At 55.2% G+C, this 19780-nt stretch carries 15 protein-coding genes; 6 read left to right on the top strand and 9 right to left on the bottom strand.

Annotation, left to right across the window (positions count from 1 at the left end; all coding sequences use genetic code 11):
- Positions 1–11: 11 nt before the first annotated feature.
- From INT32_RS02395 to INT32_RS02370, 6 genes are all read right to left on the bottom strand, one after another.
- Positions 12–590, bottom strand: a complete 579-nt coding sequence (locus INT32_RS02395) for a chalcone isomerase family protein (RefSeq protein ID WP_193087111.1) — start codon at positions 588–590, stop codon at positions 12–14.
- Positions 591–699: 109 nt separating this feature from the next.
- On the bottom strand, positions 700–2169 hold the full coding sequence (locus tag INT32_RS02390; protein ID WP_193087110.1) for an OmpP1/FadL family transporter: 1470 nt from the start codon (positions 2167–2169) through the stop codon (positions 700–702).
- Positions 2170–2292: 123 nt separating this feature from the next.
- Positions 2293–4218 (bottom strand): 3-hydroxyacyl-CoA dehydrogenase NAD-binding domain-containing protein, encoded by a 1926-nt coding sequence (locus INT32_RS02385; RefSeq protein ID WP_193087109.1) that lies wholly within the window; start codon positions 4216–4218, stop codon positions 2293–2295.
- 9 nt (positions 4219–4227) lie between these two features.
- A complete protein-coding gene (locus INT32_RS02380) occupies positions 4228–5511 on the bottom strand; it encodes an acetyl-CoA C-acetyltransferase (RefSeq protein WP_193087108.1) in 1284 nt (427 codons plus the stop codon).
- A 2-nt stretch (positions 5512–5513) separates the two neighbouring features.
- On the bottom strand, positions 5514–7835 hold the full coding sequence (locus INT32_RS02375; RefSeq protein WP_193087107.1) for an acyl-CoA dehydrogenase: 2322 nt from the start codon (positions 7833–7835) through the stop codon (positions 5514–5516).
- Positions 7813–8478: a TetR/AcrR family transcriptional regulator gene (locus INT32_RS02370; protein WP_193087106.1), complete on the bottom strand. Its 666-nt coding sequence runs from the start codon at positions 8476–8478 to the stop codon at positions 7813–7815. Before INT32_RS02370 ends, INT32_RS02375 begins: the two co-directional genes overlap by 23 nt.
- A 348-nt stretch (positions 8479–8826) precedes the next feature.
- Between INT32_RS02370 and INT32_RS02365 the strand changes: the two genes are divergently transcribed.
- Entirely contained in the window at positions 8827–9171 is a 345-nt protein-coding gene (locus tag INT32_RS02365) for a DUF2325 domain-containing protein (RefSeq protein ID WP_193087105.1), read from the top strand.
- A gap of 547 nt (positions 9172–9718) precedes the next feature.
- On the opposite strand, the gene INT32_RS02360 is transcribed toward INT32_RS02365, so the two are convergent.
- Positions 9719–10411 (bottom strand): C40 family peptidase, encoded by a 693-nt coding sequence (locus tag INT32_RS02360; RefSeq protein WP_193087104.1) that lies wholly within the window; start codon positions 10409–10411, stop codon positions 9719–9721.
- A 903-nt stretch (positions 10412–11314) separates the two neighbouring features.
- Between INT32_RS02360 and acs the strand changes: the two genes are divergently transcribed.
- Complete coding sequence (gene acs, locus INT32_RS02355; protein ID WP_193087103.1) at positions 11315–13294, top strand: acetate--CoA ligase; 1980 nt, start codon at positions 11315–11317, stop codon at positions 13292–13294.
- 356 nt (positions 13295–13650) lie between these two features.
- On the opposite strand, the gene INT32_RS02350 is transcribed toward acs, so the two are convergent.
- On the bottom strand, positions 13651–15297 hold the full coding sequence (locus INT32_RS02350) for an electron transfer flavoprotein-ubiquinone oxidoreductase (protein ID WP_193087102.1): 1647 nt from the start codon (positions 15295–15297) through the stop codon (positions 13651–13653).
- Positions 15298–15790: 493 nt separating this feature from the next.
- Between INT32_RS02350 and INT32_RS02345 the strand changes: the two genes are divergently transcribed.
- The 3 genes from INT32_RS02345 to INT32_RS02335 are packed head-to-tail and all read left to right on the top strand — an operon-like array spanning position 15791 to position 17681.
- On the top strand, positions 15791–16261 hold the full coding sequence (locus INT32_RS02345) for a thioesterase family protein (protein WP_193087101.1): 471 nt from the start codon (positions 15791–15793) through the stop codon (positions 16259–16261).
- A gap of 56 nt (positions 16262–16317) precedes the next feature.
- Complete coding sequence (locus tag INT32_RS02340) at positions 16318–17025, top strand: CoA transferase subunit A (RefSeq protein ID WP_193087100.1); 708 nt, start codon at positions 16318–16320, stop codon at positions 17023–17025.
- A gap of 2 nt (positions 17026–17027) precedes the next feature.
- Complete coding sequence (locus INT32_RS02335) at positions 17028–17681, top strand: CoA transferase subunit B (RefSeq protein ID WP_193087099.1); 654 nt, start codon at positions 17028–17030, stop codon at positions 17679–17681.
- Positions 17682–17925: 244 nt separating this feature from the next.
- Here the strand turns inward: INT32_RS02335 and INT32_RS02330 are convergent, their stop codons facing one another.
- Positions 17926–18375, bottom strand: a complete 450-nt coding sequence (locus INT32_RS02330; RefSeq protein WP_193087098.1) for a helix-turn-helix domain-containing protein — start codon at positions 18373–18375, stop codon at positions 17926–17928.
- A 120-nt stretch (positions 18376–18495) separates the two neighbouring features.
- Here INT32_RS02330 and INT32_RS02325 point away from each other — a divergent pair, with 120 nt between their 5' ends.
- Positions 18496–19752, top strand: a complete 1257-nt coding sequence (locus tag INT32_RS02325) for an MFS transporter (RefSeq protein ID WP_226816380.1) — start codon at positions 18496–18498, stop codon at positions 19750–19752.
- The last annotated feature ends 28 nt before the right edge of the window (positions 19753–19780 follow it).

Here is a 19780-nt window from a genome sequence, read left to right as displayed (position 1 = left end):
GGACCGCAGCGTCAACCCGCACCAAGCAACGCCTGCTTCAGCGACGATTGGGCGGGGTCTTTGCCCAGCCATACTGCAAGCAGTGCCTGTGCAAAGCCCGCGTCATCGACCGCGCCTTGCTGTCCTCCTAGCGCCGAAACCGACACCCGCGAGCCGGAAAAAATGAGGTCAATCACACTGCCTCGTTTAAGGCTTTTCTGTTTGAGCAGCAGGCCGGCAAACTGTTGGGCAGACGGCTGTATTGCTTGCCACTGACTTGTATTGGTATTGTCTCGCAATCCTTCATTTAATGCATCGGCCAGGTCAGTGCTGTCAATGTCGCGTAACAGCACCAACCGCATGGCACGCGGCGCGGTACTGCTGATAAGCGCTTGCGCCTGGTCGGTTTTTTTACCAGTGTACAACGCCGCCAGATATACGTCGAATACCACCTTCTTGCGAATACCGGCGCCATTGAGGACCAGCTGTGTGTTGCCGACCTGCAGGGTGTCAGGTACGGTGTGCCCGTCCACGGTCCTGGCGTTGGCGTCCAGCACCAGGGTCGACAGAATGACAAGCGCGGTGGCCAGAAAAGATGCATTGAATTTCATTGTTTGCCTCCGAATAAAATTCTTGTTGCGGTGCAGTCCATCGAGCATGGCTCGGAATGGATCCGAACCATGCACGATGCATCCTACAGCCGGGACAGCCGGTGCTTTGTCAGAAGCGGTGCGAGACCTGCAGGCCGAAAATATGGCCATGGGACTTGTAGCTGCCGCTTAGACGACCGTATTGGGCAAGGTTGCCGTCATTGGTGTTGTCTACATGCGATTTTTTCAGATACATATAGCTGTAGCCGACATCGATTGCGGTATTTTCCGAAGGCTTATATTGCGCACCCACGGAGAGCCAATAGCGGTCATTGTCCGGTAACGAGGCCGGGCGGTGCTCCGCGGAGCGTACCGGAGACTGGTCCCAGGCAACGCCGGCCTTCAGCTTCCATTGTGGCGCCACTTGATACATGGCACCCACAGCAATGCGCCAAGAGTCCTTGAACTTCAGATCCAGACCGGCGTCGGGCAGGGTGTCGCTCTTGATGGTCAGCTTCGGCAGGCTGCTCCAGCCGGTCCACTGGATGTCACCCAGCAGTTCCCAGCGCGGGCTGATGCGTTGATACACGCTGAGTAGTGCCGTATCGGGAAGCGTCACGCTGGCGCTGGATGAGGTGGTCAGCGATGCCGGCACGAGGCTGTAGATTTCCTGCAACTGTGCGGGCATGGCGCCAATCATGGCGGCCGATGGGCGGTGAATGTCAACGTCGGTGTCACCCGTGGCTTTGTACTTGATGCGGGACCGGTAGGACAGGCCGATGCGCGTGTCTTCGCTGGGGTGGAACATGACGCCGATATTCCAGCCCAGGGCCGTATCATTCATTTTTACCTTGGCCTCGCCATCCAGGATGGGACCATACTGATCGCCCACAGCCTTGCCCATGGCCGCGGCCTGTTGTGCAGGAACGCCCGCTGCTATGTATTTCTGCGTGACTGCGCCGGCTACCTGGCTGCGCATGTCAACCACGGTGCTCTTTTCGTATTCAGCCTTGATGCGCTGGATATTGATCCCTGCGCCAATCGACCAGTTACTGTTCAGCTTGTAGGCGAGCGATGGGTTGAAATTGATGGTTTCAATTTCAAATTTCTTGGAATGGTAGCGGCCCATGAAGCCATCACCATAATCGGTCGCTAGACCAAATGGCGCGCCGATGCCCAGGCCGGCGAACAAACGATCTGAGACCTGCCATGAGACATAGGCATTGGGGACAAAAGCGCCGCCGCCCGCGTTATCGCCCTCGCTGCCCAGCCGAGCGCCGGAGAACTGGGCGTTGGCTGTGCCGAAAGCGGCAGGCAGCGAGCTGCGATCATTGCTGAACTTGAATGAAGGGATAATGTAGTTGCCACCCACGGATATGTTCAGGCCGGGCAAGTTGGTCATGCCGGCCGGGTTGTAGTAAATGGTGGAAGCGTTTTCTGCCACGGCACCACTGCCCGCGTAGGCCACGCCCAGTCCGCTGGCATTCTGTTCCAGCAAATTGAAGCCAGCGGCATGCACCGCTGTGACGTTTGATATTCCCAGCCCGAGCAATGTTGCGCTCAGAAGCGTCTGCTGGAGTTTATGTGTATGTCTCTTCATACGTCCATCCTAAGTGTAAAACCGGTGATTGCTTGTTTAATAGCTCTGGTATTGCTCCAGGCTGTCAAGTCTTATCACATTTGTAATATAAGGGGGTCATTCTTACTGCCCCGCTGCGTCTTGTCATTGTCCTCCGTTGCTGCGTTTGTAATGAAGGGGGCCTCCTGTAAAAGGTGCAAACCCAGTGCCAAATATCACGCCGGCATCAGCAAGATCTGCATCCTGCACGATGTTGTGCGCAAGTTGTTTTTCGGTCTGCTCTATCAGTGGCTTGATCAGGCGTTGCGCCAGGCCCTGCGGAATGGTTTTGCTGCTGCGTTGATCATGCTTGCGGTCTTTCCACACGTAAAACCCTTCACCGCTTTTGACACCCAGCTTGCCTTGTGTAATTTTGTCCTGCAAGCAGCGCGGCGGCTCCTGGCCTTCGGACAACTGTTTGCCGGCGGCCATGGCAATATCCAGGCCAACCGTATCGGCTAGCGCGATCGGCCCCATGGGCATGCCGAACTCCAGCATGGCGGTATCGATAACTTCGGGATCGATGCCTTCGTCAATGCACCGCATGGCTTGCAGCATGTAGGGGGCGAGTACGGCGTTGACAAGAAAGCCCGGCGTGTCCTGGACCGGTAGCGGCAGCTTGCCGATTTTGCTGACAAAGGCGGTGGCGGTGTCCACTGTTTCCTGGGCGATGCCATCGGCGTGCACCACTTCTACCAGTGGCATGCGTGACACCGGATTGAAAAAATGGATACCGACAAAACGTTCGGGGCGGACCAGTACGCTGCGCAGTTCCCCAATGGACAGGCTGGATGTGTTGGTGGCCAGAATGGCCCCTTCTTTCATTTTTGGTTCGATCTGCTGGTAGAGCGATTGCTTGGCTTGCGGATTTTCACTGATCGCTTCAATCACCAGATCAGCTGTCGCTATACCGTGGCCTTCCAGATCCGGAATCAGGCGATCACGCGCTGCCTGTGCGGTATACCGATCCTTGCGGGCATAAATGGATACGGCATTTTTGAACGCGCCGGCAATGCGCTGGGCGTCGGTATCCTGTAAGGTGGTTTTGATGCCCTGCAGCGCGCACCAGGCAGCGATGCCGCCGCCCATCACGCCGGCCCCGATCACGTGAACATGGTTGACTGCTTTGGCATTGTCTTTTTTGCCGAAAGCCTTGAGTCGCTCCTGCAGGTGAAACACGCGAATCAGGTTGCGGGTCACATCCGATTGCAGCAGCCGGGTCAGTGCTTGTGGGTCGGCCAGGGGATCGCCATCGTGTTTTTCCCACAGCTCCAGCATGGTCAGGGTCGCAGGGTAATGGCCATAAGGATCTTTCTGCTTGACGCTTTTGCGTGCCTGGGCAGCGACCAGTGACTTGAACGGCGCGCGATTGAGCAGGCGGGCCAGACCCCGGGCCTGACGTGTCGGTTTGCCAGAGGTGACCAGATCGACCGCAGATTTCTGAGCGACCCGGGGGGCAACAAGCAAGTCCACCAAGCCGGCAGACCTGGCCTTGCGGCCATCCAGCGTGCGACCGGTCAGCATCATGTTCAGGGCCGTTTGCGGGCCGATCAGGCGGGGTAGTCGCATCAGGCCGCCCCAGGCCGGGAAGATGCCCAGTTTGACTTCAGGCAGCCCGATCACCGGTTTGGGCGAGTCGACCGCGATGCGATAGCGGCAGGCCAGCGCCAGTTCCAGTCCACCACCCAGGCAGGGTCCGTGCATGAGCGTGAGCGTAGGAAAGGGCAGCTTTTCGATACGGTTGAATAAATGCCAGCCACGTTCAATCAGCTTGCGACCATTGTCAACGTTGTCGACATTTTGAAACTCCTTGACGTCGGCGCCTGCAATGAAACCGTTGCGTTTTCCCGAGCGGATGATCAGGGCTTTGGGCGGTGCCGATTCCAGGCTGCCGATGATGTCGGTCAGCTCTTCCATGACGTCGCTGGCCAGCGCGTTCATGCTGCGATCCGGGCAGTCGATGGTCAGCCATGCGATATTTTGCGCATCGTTCTGCAGGGTCCAGTTCTGGTATGTTTTCTCAGTTGTCATGATTGATCCTTACTGCATGGTTTCGACGAGCATGGCGCCACCCTGGCCGCCACCGATGCAAATAGACGCCATGCCGCGCTTGAGATTGCGTGCGCGCAGCGCCTGTAGCAGATGCAATACGATGCGAGCCCCCGAGGCGCCGACCGGATGACCTAATGCAATGGCGCCGCCATCAACATTCAATTTGTCCTGATCAAGCGTGCCCAGCGCCGGGACGCCAAAATGGGTCTGGCAATATCTTTCGCTTTCAAAGGCACGGACGCAGCCCAGCACCTGCGCGGCAAAGGCTTCGTTGATTTCCCACAGATCCAGGTCGTTCAAACCAAGGTTATGGCGCTGCAGGATAGGCACACTGGCGTGGACCGGACCCAGACCCATTTGTGCCGGGTCAAGAGCAGCCCACTGGGCGTCTACGATACGGCCCAGCGGTTGCAGATTCCATTTGTTTACCGCTTCTTCAGAAGCCAGCAGTAGTGCGGCGGCGCCATCAGTTACCTGGGAGCTGTTGCCCGCCGTCACGTTGCCGCTGGGTTTATCAAATACCGGTTTGAGCGTACCCAGTTTGTCTATGGTAGAGTCGCGGCGGATACCGTCGTCTTCGGTATAGGCATTGCCTTTGGCGTCGATGATTGCGGTAATTTCCGCGAACGCATGACGGTTCTGGCCCGAGAGGGCGCGTTCGTGGCTGCGGACACTGAACGCATCCATTTCATGGCGTGTAATGCCAAATTCCCAGGCCAGGTTTTCAGCGGTCTGTCCCATGGAAATGCCAATAACCGGATCTGTCAGGCCCTTGAGCAGGCCGATGACGGGGGCCAGATTGCTCAGTCTGAACTGACGCAACAGGCCCAGTTTCTGGCCGGTGGATTTTGCACTATTCCACTTGGCCAGCCAGCTGACCATCGCATCGGAAAACAGCAAGGGGGCGCGTGACAATGCGTCGGTGCCGCAGGCGAGTACCAGATCGGAACGGCCCGTTTGAATATTGGCGCAGGCTGAATCGAGCGCTTGCATGCCGGAGGCGCAGTTGCGCATGACGGTCCAGGCCGGCACGTGATGCCCGGTGCCCACTCGCAGGCCGACCACGCGGCCGATATTGGTCTCATCGGGCGTTGGGGCTGCGCAGCCTACAATGACTTCTGACAAAGCGGTTGCGTCGACGGGCTGGCGCAGCAGCAGGGCGCGGCTCGCCTGCACGGCCAGATCGCTTGCAGAAAAGGGCCCGGGGCCGCTGCGCACTTTCAGAAAGGGTGTTCTGGCACCATCGACGACATAAACAGGTTTGAATGTCATGGTCAGGATTCCTTGGTGGTGTTTGATGTTGAAGAACCGGATGCGGCCTGCATTTTTGCCAGACCCAGATCAAACGGGAAATCATCGACGTGAATAACCTTGTCTCGCAGTCGGTCGCGTTCGCGCAACAAGGCATATTCTTCGTCGCTGACCTGGTTCAATTGATACGCCAGTTCAGTGATGTCCCGCACGTTGCCGGCCGGATGACCGTCGAACACGCCGCGTTTTTCAGCGTCGCGGATTTTCGCATCTACCGGTTCGGCGCGTATGGTGGCCAGCAGGGCCTTTTCAATGACGCCAATCGGGTCCTGGTCGCTGTCCGGTATATAGCAATTTGCCGTCAGGCGATCCCTGGCGGCGCCCGGTTGCATCAGTTGCTCGCAAATGGCGCGATCAAGCCGGTCATTGGGCCGTCGGAATACGCCACCCCATGGAAAGACGATCAGGCGCAGCGTTGCACCGATCCAGCGATTAGGAAAATTACGATACACATTGAGCAATGCCGTTTGCGCCTTTTCCAGCGCATCCTGAACCGACCAGTGTACAAAAGCGGCCTCGTCGGCTTGCGCGCCATGGTCTTCGAATTGCTTCAAGGCGGCGCAAGCCAGATAAAGCTGGGACAGCACATCGCCCAGGCGCGCAGAAATTTTTTCGCGCTTTTTCAAACTGCCACCCAGTACCAGCATGGCAACGTCGGCGCTGAGTGCCAACGCAGACGACAGGCGGGTGATCTGGCCGTAATAGGGGCGCATCGGTAGTGCTGTGCCGGCCTTGACGCCCAGCACAGCCGAGCCGAACAGCCCGCTCAAGAGCGAGCGCAAGCCGTTTTTGCAAGCAAAGCCAATATGACCGAACAGGGCATCGTCGAACTTGTCGAGCGCGATCTTCGGATCCGTTTCCTGCACGGCTGCCATTTCCTTGAGAACGTACGGGTGGCAGCGAATGGCCCCCTGTCCGAAAATAATCAGGCTGCGTGTGAGAATGTTGGCGCCTTCCACAGTGATGCCGACCGGGATCTGTTGATAGGCACGGCCCAGAAAATTCGATGGGCCAAGACAAATACCCTTGCCGCCGATGATGTCCATGCCGTCATTGACGATGACGCGGGCGCGCTCGGTCACATGGTATTTGGCAATGGATGAAACCACTGAGGGTTTTTCGCCCAGATCCACCGCGCCGGCAGTCATGACCCTGACGGCGTTGGTCATATAGGTATAGGCACCCATGCGCGCCAGCACTTCTTCGATGCCTTCGAATTTACCGATGGACAGATTGAACTGCTTGCGTATGCGTGAATAAGCGCCGACGGCGCGAACGGTCATCTGTGACATACCGACGTTGGAAGAGGGCAGTGAAATCGAGCGTCCGGCGGCCAGGCATTCCATCAGCATGCGCCAGCCTTGGCCGGCCATTTGCGGGCCGCCAATGATGAAATCCAGCGGCATGAAGACATTCTTACCTTCGGTCGGGCCATTCATGAACATGGCATTCAACGGAAAGTGACGACGCCCGATCTGTACGCCGGGGTGATCATGCGGCACCAACGCGCAGGTAATACCGATATCTTTTTTGTTCCCGAGCAGGCCGTCGGGATCGAACAGGCGAAATGCCAGACCCAGCAAGGTGCAGACCGGCGCCAGCGTGATGTAGCGCTTGTTCCACGATACGGACATGCCGAGCACCTGCTGGCCATTCCATTCGCCCATGCACACGACACCGCTATCGGGAATGGCTGCGGCATCGGAACCGGCCCAGGGGCTGGTCAGCGCGAAGGCGGGAATGTCTTCACCTCGCGCAAGGCGGGGTAGGTAGTGATTTTTCTGTTCTTCGGTCCCATAGTGCACCAGCAGTTCGCCGGGGCCCAGCGAGTTTGGGACCATGACAGAAACGGCCAGCGCCGAGTTGCGCGTCGATAGCCGTGTCATCACTTCAGAATGGGCAAAGGCGGAAAAGCCCAGGCCCCCATATTGCTCGGGGATGATCATGCCCAGGAAGCGCTTGGATTTGATGTAATGCCAGGCCTGGGCCGGCAGGTCAAAATCTTCGGTTGTGATTTTCCAGTCATCGACCAATGAGCACGCCTGGACAACTTCATTGTCCAGGAATGATTGTTCGGCTGCAGTCAGTGTTGGTTTCGGAAACTGTTGCCACATGGTCCAGTCGGGCTTGCCGCTGAACAGCTGCGCATCCCACCACACGGTGCCGGCTTCGATGGCATCCCTTTCGGTGTCCGACATGGATGGCAGCACCTTCTTGAATTTGCTCAGCAGGGGGCGGCTGATGTGACGTTTGCGAAACGCTTTAATTTGTTGGAAGAGGGGCACGCAGTCCTCCTAAAAGAAAACTCATTAATCGGGGCAGGAGCTGTTCGTCGTACACATTTTCGTCAACCATCGACGACGTCATATCCGGTAGAACACCTTGCAGAATATTGATGCCGGCAATCGCGTAGGAGGTTGCACCAAGCATGAAATGGAATCGCCAGATGATCTCTGCCTCGGGTACATCGGGCATGGCGCGCACAAACGCCGCTTTGTATCGGGACACCACTTCAATGTATTCCTGGGCAAACAGGGTCTTGATGAAATTGGAAGGGTCGGTCATGGTGCGCTCAAGCAGGCGCATGAAAATGTTTGCATCATGTTCCGGATCGGACGCATGGCGCAGCAGGGTGCCGAAGAACGCATCGACCAGCAGGGACGGTTTGACCGAATTGGGCGCGGCGGCTTTTTCAAGTTCATCGAGCAAGCGGATGCGTTCGCGATTGATCCATTCAAGGCGCCGTTTTAGCACAGCCCGTACCAGCTCTTCCTTGCTGCCGAAATGGTAGTTGATGGACGCAAGATTGACACTGGCAGCCGATGTAATCTGGCGCAATGACGTTGCATCGTAGCCTGCCTTCACAAACAGGGTTTCGGCTGCATTCAGAATCGATTTGCGGGTTACTTCGCTGCGACTGGTGGCCATAATTAAACATTTGATTTAAACAAGTGTTTTAATTTTATGCCTCTTCATTGTAAATATCTATTGAGGATTAACCCTAGCGCGTGCGAGGGTGCAACAGCGTCAACGCCGTGCCGACAAGGCAGGGTGTCAATGGCGTTGAGTGCGTTGGCTGTCTAGGCCGTTAGCGAGGCCTGCGAATGAGGCCACTTGCCTGCATACCGGGAAAGCAGAATAAAACGCGTCGCTAAAGAATGCATTGTGAAGGGGCTCCCAGGCCGTTCCATTGATCTGCGATAAATTTATGAAAAATAACATTGCTAATAATAATGATTCTCATTTATAATAAATTCAGTTTCTTTGGAGAAGACTATGATTGGAAACATGAGTGCAGTAGTGGTTGGCGCAGATCGTCTGGGCAATATCCCGGTGCTTCTAAAAGATCATAATATTGAAATCAAGCAGCACATCAGCGGGCGCGATCCGTCCCATCAGAAGAAAACCTATCAATTGCCCACCGGAACGCAAATGGTTATTTTGCTGACCGACTTTCTTGGTCACAACGTCATGAAGTCATTTCGGTCTGCGGCGCAAAAGGCAGGTGTGCCAGTTGTCGCTTGTCGTCGCTCGCTATGCAGCATGCAACAGGCTTTGACGCAATCGGGTTTTCGTTGTGCCGATTGTCCACAACGCGAACAGGCAGGCAAGGGCAACTAGTTTTGCTCCCGGCTGGCTCCGGGTCGTCTTGAGGTATCAAGGCATGAGTGGCCTGTGTGGGCTTGCCGTGTTGCTCAACGGCAAGCCCGGCTATTGGCATCCATCCTGTCTTTGCGGACAGTAGTGGTTAATGCTCAAGCCGGTGTGGGCGCCATTGCAACTTGAGTGTGATGCAGCGTTAAGTCTCATATCGTTGGGCCTACGCGTTGTACCAGGCCTTTTATGCGAGGCCTTGTTTTTTATCGGGCACGCTTTATTGGGTTATACACGCATCGCAAAAGATAGGGTTGCTGCGTACGTTGTCGATTCTCCGGGTAAAGGTACCTGATGGTCGATGCAGTCGATGGTCATCGGCTAACCAATAATCAACAGCTAAGCGATGGTCAACAGATAGCCGATAGTCCAAGTTCAATACACTGAAAATGAAAAAAGCCGGGCGTTCTCCATAGAAAACGTCCGGCTTTTTATCGTACTCATTTGACCGTGTCATTGCTCAGTCGCCTGCGGCCGATACTTGCTGCAGGCGGTTGAATGCCCGGGTTGCAGGTCAGCGAGAAGCGACGCGCTGTCCTTCAAGACGGCGTGCGCCGTTATAACGTTTGTTCCAGTAAACATTGTCCATCTTGTCTACGCGAACGACAGAGCCAGTACGTGGCGAATGAACAAATTTGTTCTCGCCCACATATATACCGACATGCGAGTAACGTTTGCCCCGGGTATTGAAAAAGACCAGATCGCCAGGTTTGAGTTCGTCACGGCTGACAGATTCGCCTATTTTCGCCATGGACGCAGCCACGCGCGGCAGGTTGACGCCCATGTATTTGCTGGCGGTATAGTAAATCAGACCTGAGCAGTCAAAGCCGGCTTTGGGTGTGGTGCCGCCAAAACGATAGCGTACGCCGAGATAATTCAGTGCGGCTTCAGCCAGTTCGCTGGAGGCCGACACCGGCGAATCGATGGCTGCGTCCTTGTTGTTGCGACGTACCTTGGCCTGGGCGATCAAATCACCGATAGGGTCTGAAATTCGGGGATCCCATTCTGATACAGGTTTATCAGTCGTTGCATCGACCACGCCATTTTGGGTGATGATGAGCTTCTGGGATTGTTCCTGATCGAGGTCGTCGGCAATGGCGACTTGGGAGAAAGTGAAACTACTGAGGGAAATGCAGAGGAGGGAGAGCAATGACCGTCGAATACGGATACGGAAATTGCCGAAACTGACAAGGGTATGTGGGGGCATAGTCGTTACATATCGTAAATTATAGGGTGTCCGAACTAGCTTTTCCAAAAGCTGGGCAAATTTTACATAAAAATCAATGCAGTCACAACTGATTTATAAAGATTTTCTAGAAAGAAATTAAGAAAAATTTACATTGTTGGGCAGATATTGACCATTTGATTGTTCAAATCAAATCGATCTCGGAGATGCGGGAAGTTGGATGAATTTGGCCGCTTCTTACGTCAACTTACGTGATTATTTCAGTTCAGTGTTATGTCAGTGTTGCGCGCGGTAAATGTAAAAATAAAATTCAATTGTGACTTATTGGTGCGGATAGAACAAATGGCCAGGCGAGCCCGCCAAAAATTGGGTTGTCATCGCAATGAAGTCATGCGATCTTGTTGTCATGCGTAGATAAAGCGAAGTTTAATATTATTTAATTTTATTGACGGGCAATGTGATTTGAGTCAAATGAAGTTAAATGGATTCGTTATATCTTCAGACAGCACGAATCGGAGGGTCAGGTTCGACCGGCGCGGGTGTTTGATCACCACCCGAGGGTGCCTCAGTTTTTGCGGCTATGCCGGGGTGCAGTCGGCACCAGCCAAACGCCTTGCCTGCCATACGAGCCTGTTGTTCATCCAGATTGCCCGCCCATATTGTCGGATACGCCGACCAGGCACGCCTATCGGCAAATGCCTGGGTTGCTGTGCTCCAGCCAGGCAGCAGATCGTGTCGGGATTTGGCAGCGGGCCTGCGTCGTGTTCTATACAGGTTGTTGCGGATTACCTTTTGATTTAATCTCGGCTAATATATATAGAACACGGCTGACGCGCACTGCGTGGTCAGGCCAGCACGAAATATCAGCCTTAACTAAATATCAGCCTTAACTATTTCACACTATACGTACAGGAGACCGCTTATATGTCCACTTCAATTGAGTCCGTACTCGTCGAAAATCGCGTATTTCCGCCCAATGACGATTTTGTCCGGAATGCTGTGGTATCGGGTATGGATGCTTATAAAGCACTCTATAAGGAAGCTGAAGATGACTTCGAGGGATTCTGGAAGCGTCAGGCAAACGAAAATCTTCGCTGGATCAGGCCGTTCACTCAGGTTCTGGATACTTCAGGGGCGCCGTTTTACAAGTGGTTCGCCGATGGCGAACTGAATGTTTCGTATAACTGCCTGGATAAGCATGTAGTCGAAGGGCGTGGTGATCAGACTGCCATCATTTTCGAAGCGGACGATGGGGCGGTCACGCCGGTCACCTTTAACGAATTGCTGGCCCGGGTCAGTCGCTTTGCCAACGGGCTCAAGCAGGCAGGGTACAAGAAGGGCGACACCGCCATTATCTATCTGCCCATGTCCATTGAAGCTGTCGTGGCCATGCAGGCTTGTGCGCGTCTTGGCATCATTCACTCCGTGGTGTTTGGCGGATTCTCGGCCAAGAGCCTGCATGAACGGATTGTCGATGTTGGCGCATCACTGGTCATTACCGCAGATGGCCAATATCGCGGAGGCAAGGCACTGGCGCTGAAGCCTGCCGTTGATGAAGCGCTGGCGCAGAGCAATACCGAGAAGGTGCGCTCGGTCATCGTCTATCGCCGCACCGGCGCCGAAACCGGCTGGACTGAAGGCCGCGACATTTGGTGGAGTGACTTTGAAGACAAGCAGTCTGATGTCTGCGAGCCGGTCGCCATGAATTCTGAAGACCCGCTATTCATTCTCTATACATCGGGCTCCACCGGCAAACCAAAAGGCGTGCAACACTCCTGCGCTGGCTATCTGCTATGGGCGCAGCTTACCGTAAAGTGGACATTCGATCAGAAGCCGGGCGACGTTTTCTGGTGCACTGCCGACGTCGGCTGGATCACTGGCCACACGTATGTCACTTATGGTCCGCTGGCTGCTGGCCTGACCCAGGTGGTATTCGAAGGCGTGCCAACGTACCCGAATGCCGGCCGCTTCTGGGACATGATTGCTCGTCACAAGGTTACCACCTTTTACACGGCGCCTACCGCAATCCGTTCGCTGATCAAGGCTGCCGAGGCGGACGCCAAGGTGCATCCGGATAGCTTCGATTTATCCAGCCTGCGTATCATCGGTTCTGTGGGCGAACCCATCAATCCCGAAGCCTGGGTTTGGTATTATAAAAATGTGGGTAAAGAGCGCTGCCCCATTGTTGATACCTGGTGGCAAACAGAGACCGGTGGCCAGATGATTACGCCATTGCCCGGGGCGACGCCGCTCAAGCCCGGGTCGTGCACATTACCGCTACCTGGCATCTTTGCTGCCATCGTCGATGAAACCGGTGAAGACGTGCCGGACGGCAAGGGCGGTTTCCTGGTCATCAAAAAGCCGTGGCCCGCCATGATCCGGAACGTGTGGGGTGATCAGGAACGTTATAAGAACAGTTATTTCCCGCCGGAATTCCGAGGATACTATCTGGCTGGTGACGGCGCACAACGTGATGTGGACGGCTATTTCTGGATTATGGGGCGCATTGATGATGTGCTGAACGTCTCTGGTCACCGCCTGGGCACCATGGAAGTGGAGTCGGCATTGGTATCGCACGAACTGGTTGCCGAAGCGGCTGTCGTAGGCCGGCCTGACGCCACAACCGGTGAAGCCGTGGTCGCCTTTGTGGTGCTCAAGCGCGAGCGTCCTCATGGCGACGAAGCCAAAGAGATCGCCAAACAGCTGCGGGACTGGGTTGCCAAAGAAATTGGCCCGATTGCCAAGCCCAAGGACATCCGTTTTGGTGATAATCTTCCCAAAACACGTTCAGGTAAAATCATGCGCCGTTTGCTGCGTGTGGTGGCCAAGGGTGAAGAGGTCACGCAGGATGTCTCCACGCTTGAAAACCCGGCTATTCTTGAGCAGTTGACCGAGTCCGTCTGAACCGGTCGAAGTCTTTGACCGCATGGAGCCTGGCTTGAGTCACGTTCAATAAATGCCGGCAATGAACAGGGCTGAAATTCGTGAGCACGGGTTTCAGCCTTTTTTGTGCGCGTCAGCCGGGCTTCTGGCTATTGGCATGCAGCGATAGGGTATCGGCGCGCAAAAATCGTGTTGTATCTCATTGCTGGTGTTCGTTCTTTGCGGTTGTTGTGTTCTTTATTATCGGCCGCCAGCACAGCACTCAGGCAAAAAAAACCTGCCAGCAGTGTTCACTGCGCTGGCAGGTTTTTTTGAGCTGGTCTACAGATTTGCAATGGTCGAAGTGTACTTGTCAGGTTGGTCAGACAGAGCGCAAATTACAGACCGTTATATACGGGACCTTCTCCGCCCTGAGGTGCAACCCACACGATGTTCTGCGTGGGGTCCTTGATATCACAGGTCTTGCAGTGTACACAGTTTTGCGCATTGATTTGCAGGCGATCCTGGTCCTGGTCATCCTTGACGAACTCATAGACGCCGGCCGGGCAGTAGCGCTGCTCGGGACCGGCATAGACGCGCAGATTGGTGTCAACCGGAATCGAGGCATCTTTCAGTGTCAGGTGCACCGGCTCATTTTCTTCATGGTTGGTGTTCGAAATAAACACCGAAGTCAACCGATCAAAGGTAAGCTTTCCATCCGGTTTGGGATAGTCTATCTTTGCGCACTCGGCAGCCGGTTTAAGGCATTCGTGATCGGCTTTGGTGCGATGAATCGTCCACGGCATTTTGCCCTTGAAGATCAGTTGCTCGATACCGGTCATGAGGGTGGCGATCAGCCGTCCTTTTTTGAACCACTGCTTGAAGTTGCGAGCCTTGTTCAGCTCTTCATACAACCAGCTCTGTTCAAAGGCAATGGGGTAAGCCGACAGGATGTCCTGGCTGCGTTCTGCGGTGAGTGCCTCGAAGGCCGCCTCGGCTGCCAGCGATCCAGTCTTGATGGCGGCATGGCTGCCCTTGATGCGGCTGGCATTCAGAAAACCGGCTTCGCAGCCGATAAGCGCGCCGCCCGGGAACACCAGTTTAGGCAGTGACAGTAGACCGCCGGCGGTAATGGCACGAGCGCCATAAGCGATGCGCTTGCCGTTTTCAAAATACGGCCGGATACTTGGATGGGTTTTATAACGCTGGAATTCGTCAAAGGGCGACAGCCAGGGGTTGGCGTAGTCCAGGCCAACCACCATCCCGACCATGACAAGATTGTCTTCCAGGTGATACAGGAAAGAACCGCCGTAGGTATCGGAATCCAGAGGCCAGCCAGCGGTGTGCACCACCAGGCCTTTTTTGAATTTTGCCGGATCAATTTCCCACATTTCCTTGATGCCAATACCATAGCTTTGCGGGTCACGGCCCTGGTCAAGCTTGAATTTCTCGATCAGCTGACGTCCCAACTGGCCGCGTGAGCCTTCGGCAAACAAGGTATATTTGGCGTGCAGTTCCATGCCAGGCTGATAATGCGCGGTCTGGTTACCGTCACGGTCCAGGCCCATATCGCCGGTAGCTACGCCGCGAATACCGCCGGCCTCGTTGTACAGCAGTTCGGTGGCCGCAAAGCCGGGGAAGATGTCAACGCCCAGCGCTTCGGCCTGTTCGCCGAGCCAGCGCGTTACATAGCCCAGGCGTACAATATAGTTGCCTTCATTATGAAAACAGGGTGGCAGCGCCCACTTTGGTGTGGCTTTTTGTCCGGTTTCGTTCAGGAACAAAAACTGGTCTTCAGTTACCTCGACGCCCAGCGGCGCCCCTTTTTCTTTCCAGTCGGGAATGAGTTCGGTCAGCGCCTGCGGATCCATGACCGCACCTGAAAGAATGTGCGCGCCAATTTCGCCGCCTTTTTCAAGTACACAGACTGAGTAATCCTGTCCTTTTTCCTGACAGAGTTGTTTGAATTTGATCGCCGCAGCCAGACCGGCCGGCCCACCTCCGACGATGACAACGTCATATTCCATTGATTCGCGTTCTGACATTCGCGCTAACTCCTGAGATAGTGTAATTCTGTATTTAATGTCGATTGTATTGCAATGAGGGCGCAATTGCAGTTCTTTATGGCTGAAGTCGTTGTTAACTGCGCTGAAACTGCAGAATGATCTGACTGGCGGAACAGACGTCAGGTGATCGTAGATCGGGGCAATAATCGGCCGTCGGCAGCGCGTGCTCCAGAACTGCCCTGGGAGATCTGTTGTTTGACAGAGGGGGTCAGGGCAAGGGCGTAGGAGTGCGGGTAAAGGTGCAGGTAGGGGTGCGGCCGGAGCCAGTGGCTGGATGAACGGCCCCGGATCAGCCGGCCCGGACTTGACTCTTCATGCTGCGATGCGAAAAAAGAGCAGTATTGAACTGATATTCAAGTCGCGCCGCCGTACCTAGGACAAGTACCAATAAGGCCGGCCAGTGCCGGGTGGGTGTAACAGAAATCTGCTACAGTATCTCCAGTGAAAACAAGGTCATTAAAGGAGATCGTTAATGCCCGATAGTGTATTGCCGGCGCCCTCGCAGGACGGCTCCATGCAAGGCGAACACTGCCATGTGTTTGCCCTGCGCTGGGCCGACATGGATATGTTGCAACACGTGAACAATACCGTGTATTTTCGTGCCATTGAAGAGGCCCGCATGCAGATTTTCGGTCCGTTGCGCCATCTGTTTGCCCCTGGCATCGGCGTGGTGCTGGCGCGTGCGGAATGTGATTTTCTCAAACCCATGAGCTGGCCGGGCAATATCGAAATTGTGCACCGCCTTGTCAGAATTGGTCGCTCCAGCCTTGATTGCAATATTCTTATACGCAAGCAAGGCGAGCCCGACACCGTCTATGCACGTTCGCGCGCTATTGTGGTTCTCAGTGATCTGGCGTCGGGAAAGTCAAGCCCATGGCCGGCAGCGCTGCTTGAGCAGTTGCAAAAGCAATTTGCGGCAGCCCCATCACAAGCTGGTGGATAAGCCGAAAGGCGAACCAGCTTGTCGTTCATATTTCATTATCAGTAAAGGAAGAGTAAATGGATAAGGTATTTGCAAATGCCAATCTGGCACTCGAAGGCATCGTAGCCGACGGGCAGATGATCGGCGTTGGGGGGTTTGGTCTGTGTGGCATTCCCGAGGCGTTGATTGCTGCCCTACGAGATTCCGGCGTCAAAGACCTGACGTGTGTGAGCAATAATGCCGGCGTTGACGGGTTCGGGCTTGGTCAGTTGCTCAATACGCGACAGGTCAGGAAAATGATCGCATCCTATGTGGGTGAGAATAAGGAGTTCGAGCGGCAGTATCTGAATGGAGAGCTGGAGCTGGAATTCACGCCCCAGGGAACGCTGGCAGAAAAACTGCGCGCCGGGGGCGCGGGTATACCGGCTTTCTTTACGCGCACCGGGGTGGGCACCATTGTCGCCGATGGCAAGGAAATTCGCGAATTCGACGGGAACGAGTATGTAATGGAGCGTTCGCTTGCGCCCGACGTGTCACTGGTCAAGGCCTATATTGCAGATCGCAGTGGTAATCTGATTTTCCGCAAGACAGCGCGCAACTTCAATCCCAACGTTGCGATGGCCGGCAAAATCACCGTGGCCGAAGTGGAAAAAATCGTTGAAGTGGGCGAACTGGACCCTGATCAGATTCATCTTCCCGGCATTTACGTGCAGCGCATCGTCTTGAACGAAAATCCTGAGAAACGGATTGAACAACGCACCACACGTCCGTCCAAAGGAGAATAAACATGGCTTGGAATCGCGATCAAATGGCTGCGCGTGCAGCAAAAGAACTGCAGGATGGATTCTATGTGAATCTGGGTATTGGCTTGCCTACACTGGTGGCCAACCACGTACCGCCAGGTGTGGAAGTGTGGTTGCAATCGGAAAATGGCCTGCTCGGTATCGGCCCTTTTCCTACAGAAGAGGAAATTGATCCTGACATGATCAATGCCGGCAAGCAGACCGTTACAACGCTGCCCGGTTCGTCCATTTTCTCGTCCGCCGATTCATTTGCCATGATTCGCGGCGGCAAAATAAATCTGGCCATACTGGGTGCCATGCAAGTATCCGAAAAGGGCGATCTGGCTAACTGGATGATTCCTGGCAAGATGGTCAAGGGTATGGGCGGCGCGATGGATCTGGTGGCCGGCGTGGGCCGTGTCATTGTGCTGATGGAACATATCGCCCGTAAAAAAGACGGCACGACCGACATCAAACTGTTACCCGAATGCAACCTGCCATTGACGGGTGTGGGTGTTGTCGATGTGATCATTACCGATCTGTGCGTCATGGAAGTAACGGAAAATGGCTTGAAGGTTACCGAGCTTGCCCCTGACGTTACCATCGAAGAAGTACAGGAAAAAACCAAGGCAAAACTGGATATTTCTGCATTGGCCTGATCAGCTTCAGTCTGTCGAACAAGCGCCACGCACTGTCTACTCATTCACTGCCTTATCGCACGTGCCTGTGTCTTCAATGCGTGGCGCTTTTTGTTTGCTGAAAAAAAACATGACACGCGTCCGGGCGCGCTTATGGCTAAGACGTATGCCATGCCAGAACAAAAATGACAGCCCCTGGCTCGGGCTCGTCCACCATTGCCGAAATGCTGCGTATTCTCCGCTACGTATTACCGCTGAGTGACGCTCATCGCGCAACCTTGATGACACGCGTTGCACTTGCAGGGACGATGTGATCATCCTGAGTGACGGGTTGCATCAAACGCAATGGCTTCTCCGACTCAATATCGATAAGTTGTGAATGCGCCTCTTCGGGTGCAAACAAGTGCCGTTCTCCCCACTGTCGAAGTGCCACCACGACCGGAAAAAGCATCTCGCCCTTGGGAGTGAGAACGTATTCCTGATAGGCGGTGCCATCGGATGCCGGTCGCACCTCAAAAATGCCGGCTTCGACCAGATTGCGCAGGCGATCGGCCAGAATACTGCGAGCAATCCCCAGACCGCGTTGAAAATCGCTGAATCGGCGCGTGCCATCGAAGGCGTCCCGCACCAATAGCAATGACCAGCGGTCGCCAACCAGATTGACTGAACGTGCCACAGGGCAGGTATCGTCCTGTTTTTCTTGATGCCGGGTCATGCTGACTCCTTATCTGTCACCTGAATTGTCGGGAAAAAATAAAATCAGTATTATTTTAATACTAGTTGCTCTACAATCAAACTGGTCTTTATTTGAAACCAGATTGATTGAGGAAAGTTTATGCATGCTGATCAAGAGGTAAACGGCTACCAGCAGGCGCGCCGAATGCCGCGTGCGCTGGTCGTCCTGTTTGCTGGCGCCAGTGGCCTGAGTGTGGCTAACGTCTATTACGCCCAGCCGCTACTGGACGCATTGGCAGCCGACTTCTCCATTAGTCATGCGGCTGTCGGCGGCGTTATCACGTTTACTCAGATCGGTTGTGCGCTGGCTTTATTGCTGTTGGTGCCTTTGGGCGATCAAATAGATCGGCGCCGTCTGGTGCTGATCCAGTTGGTAGCGCTGTTTGCCGCGCTGCTTGGTGTTAGCCTGGCAAGATCTTCCGCGGCATTGATGTTTGGCATGTTGATGGTCGGTTTGCTGGGCACGGCGATGACGCAAGGATTGATCGCTTACGCCGCCACGGCAGCAGCGCCAGCGGAGCGGGGCCGCGTGGTCGGTGCCACCCAGAGCGGCGTGGTCATCGGGTTGCTGTCGGCACGGGTGCTGGCCGGGGTGGTCGCTGATCTTGCAAGTTGGCGCGGGGTGTATTTTGTTTCGGCCCTGCTGATGCTTGTGCTGGGACTGATGCTGCTGCGAGCGCTGCCGGTGCAAGCGGCACCTGCGCGGCGGCTGTCCTATGGGCAACTGATGCTATCGATGATTACGCTGTTGCGCCAGGAGCGGGTGCTGCAGATTCGCGGGGTGATCGCATTACTGATGTTTGCCGCTTTCAGCGTCTTCTGGAGTGCACTGGTCCTGCCCTTAAGTGCGCCACCATACTCCTTGTCGCATACCGCTATCGGCGCATTCGGGCTGGTGGGCGTAGTGGGTGCCTTAGGCGCCGCACGCGCAGGACACTGGGCGGACCAGGGGTTTGGTCAAAGGACCAGTGGTCTGGCGCTGATGCTGCTACTCGTGTCGTGGTTGCCGCTGTCGTTGGTATCACACTCCCTTTGGTGGCTGATACTTGGCATCATTGCCTTGGATCTGGGTGGACAGGCCATTCATGTGACGAACCAAAGCATGCTTTTCAACACACAAGTGCAGGCGCATAGCCGCCTGGTAGGGTGTTATATGCTTTTTTATTCAGTCGGCAGCGGTCTGGGCGCCATTGCCTCGACCGCCGCCTATGCGGCGTTCGGCTGGCAGGGCGTATGTCTGTTGGGAGCAGGCATGAGTGGGGTGGCTCTGGCATTCTGGGCGTGGACTGTGCGCCTCATGCCGCATAGCGCGCGCCCTTGCGCCGGGCTGGTTCAGCCGTGTCGCGAAACTGGCTAGCCGTATCGCCATCGACGCATTCGCCGGC

It is taken from the genome of Advenella sp. FME57, assembly GCF_014897675.1.
GTDB lineage: Bacteria > Pseudomonadota > Gammaproteobacteria > Burkholderiales > Burkholderiaceae_B > Advenella.
Note: the sequence above shows the minus strand (reverse complement) of the source record. Positions and strands in the feature narration are given on the sequence as shown.

Excerpts from the sequence above, each read along its gene's own strand:
- INT32_RS02385 (WP_193087109.1), bottom strand. The coding sequence starts at position 4,218 with ATGACAACTGAGAAAACATACCAGAACTGGACCCTGCAGAACGATGCG.
- INT32_RS02350 (WP_193087102.1), bottom strand. The coding sequence starts at position 15,297 with ATGTCAGAACGCGAATCAATGGAATATGACGTTGTCATCGTCGGAGGT.
- INT32_RS02325 (WP_226816380.1), top strand. The coding sequence starts at position 18,496 with ATGCATGCTGATCAAGAGGTAAACGGCTACCAGCAGGCGCGCCGAATG.
- INT32_RS02345 (WP_193087101.1), top strand. The coding sequence starts at position 15,791 with ATGCCCGATAGTGTATTGCCGGCGCCCTCGCAGGACGGCTCCATGCAA.
- INT32_RS02395 (WP_193087111.1), bottom strand. The coding sequence starts at position 590 with ATGAAATTCAATGCATCTTTTCTGGCCACCGCGCTTGTCATTCTGTCG.
- INT32_RS02335 (WP_193087099.1), top strand. The coding sequence starts at position 17,028 with ATGGCTTGGAATCGCGATCAAATGGCTGCGCGTGCAGCAAAAGAACTG.
- INT32_RS02340 (WP_193087100.1), top strand. The coding sequence starts at position 16,318 with ATGGATAAGGTATTTGCAAATGCCAATCTGGCACTCGAAGGCATCGTA.
- INT32_RS02390 (WP_193087110.1), bottom strand. The coding sequence starts at position 2,169 with ATGAAGAGACATACACATAAACTCCAGCAGACGCTTCTGAGCGCAACA.
- INT32_RS02330 (WP_193087098.1), bottom strand. The coding sequence starts at position 18,375 with ATGACCCGGCATCAAGAAAAACAGGACGATACCTGCCCTGTGGCACGT.
- INT32_RS02365 (WP_193087105.1), top strand. The coding sequence starts at position 8,827 with ATGATTGGAAACATGAGTGCAGTAGTGGTTGGCGCAGATCGTCTGGGC.
- acs (WP_193087103.1), top strand. The coding sequence starts at position 11,315 with ATGTCCACTTCAATTGAGTCCGTACTCGTCGAAAATCGCGTATTTCCG.
- INT32_RS02360 (WP_193087104.1), bottom strand. The coding sequence starts at position 10,411 with ATGCCCCCACATACCCTTGTCAGTTTCGGCAATTTCCGTATCCGTATT.
- INT32_RS02380 (WP_193087108.1), bottom strand. The coding sequence starts at position 5,511 with ATGACATTCAAACCTGTTTATGTCGTCGATGGTGCCAGAACACCCTTT.
- INT32_RS02370 (WP_193087106.1), bottom strand. The coding sequence starts at position 8,478 with ATGGCCACCAGTCGCAGCGAAGTAACCCGCAAATCGATTCTGAATGCA.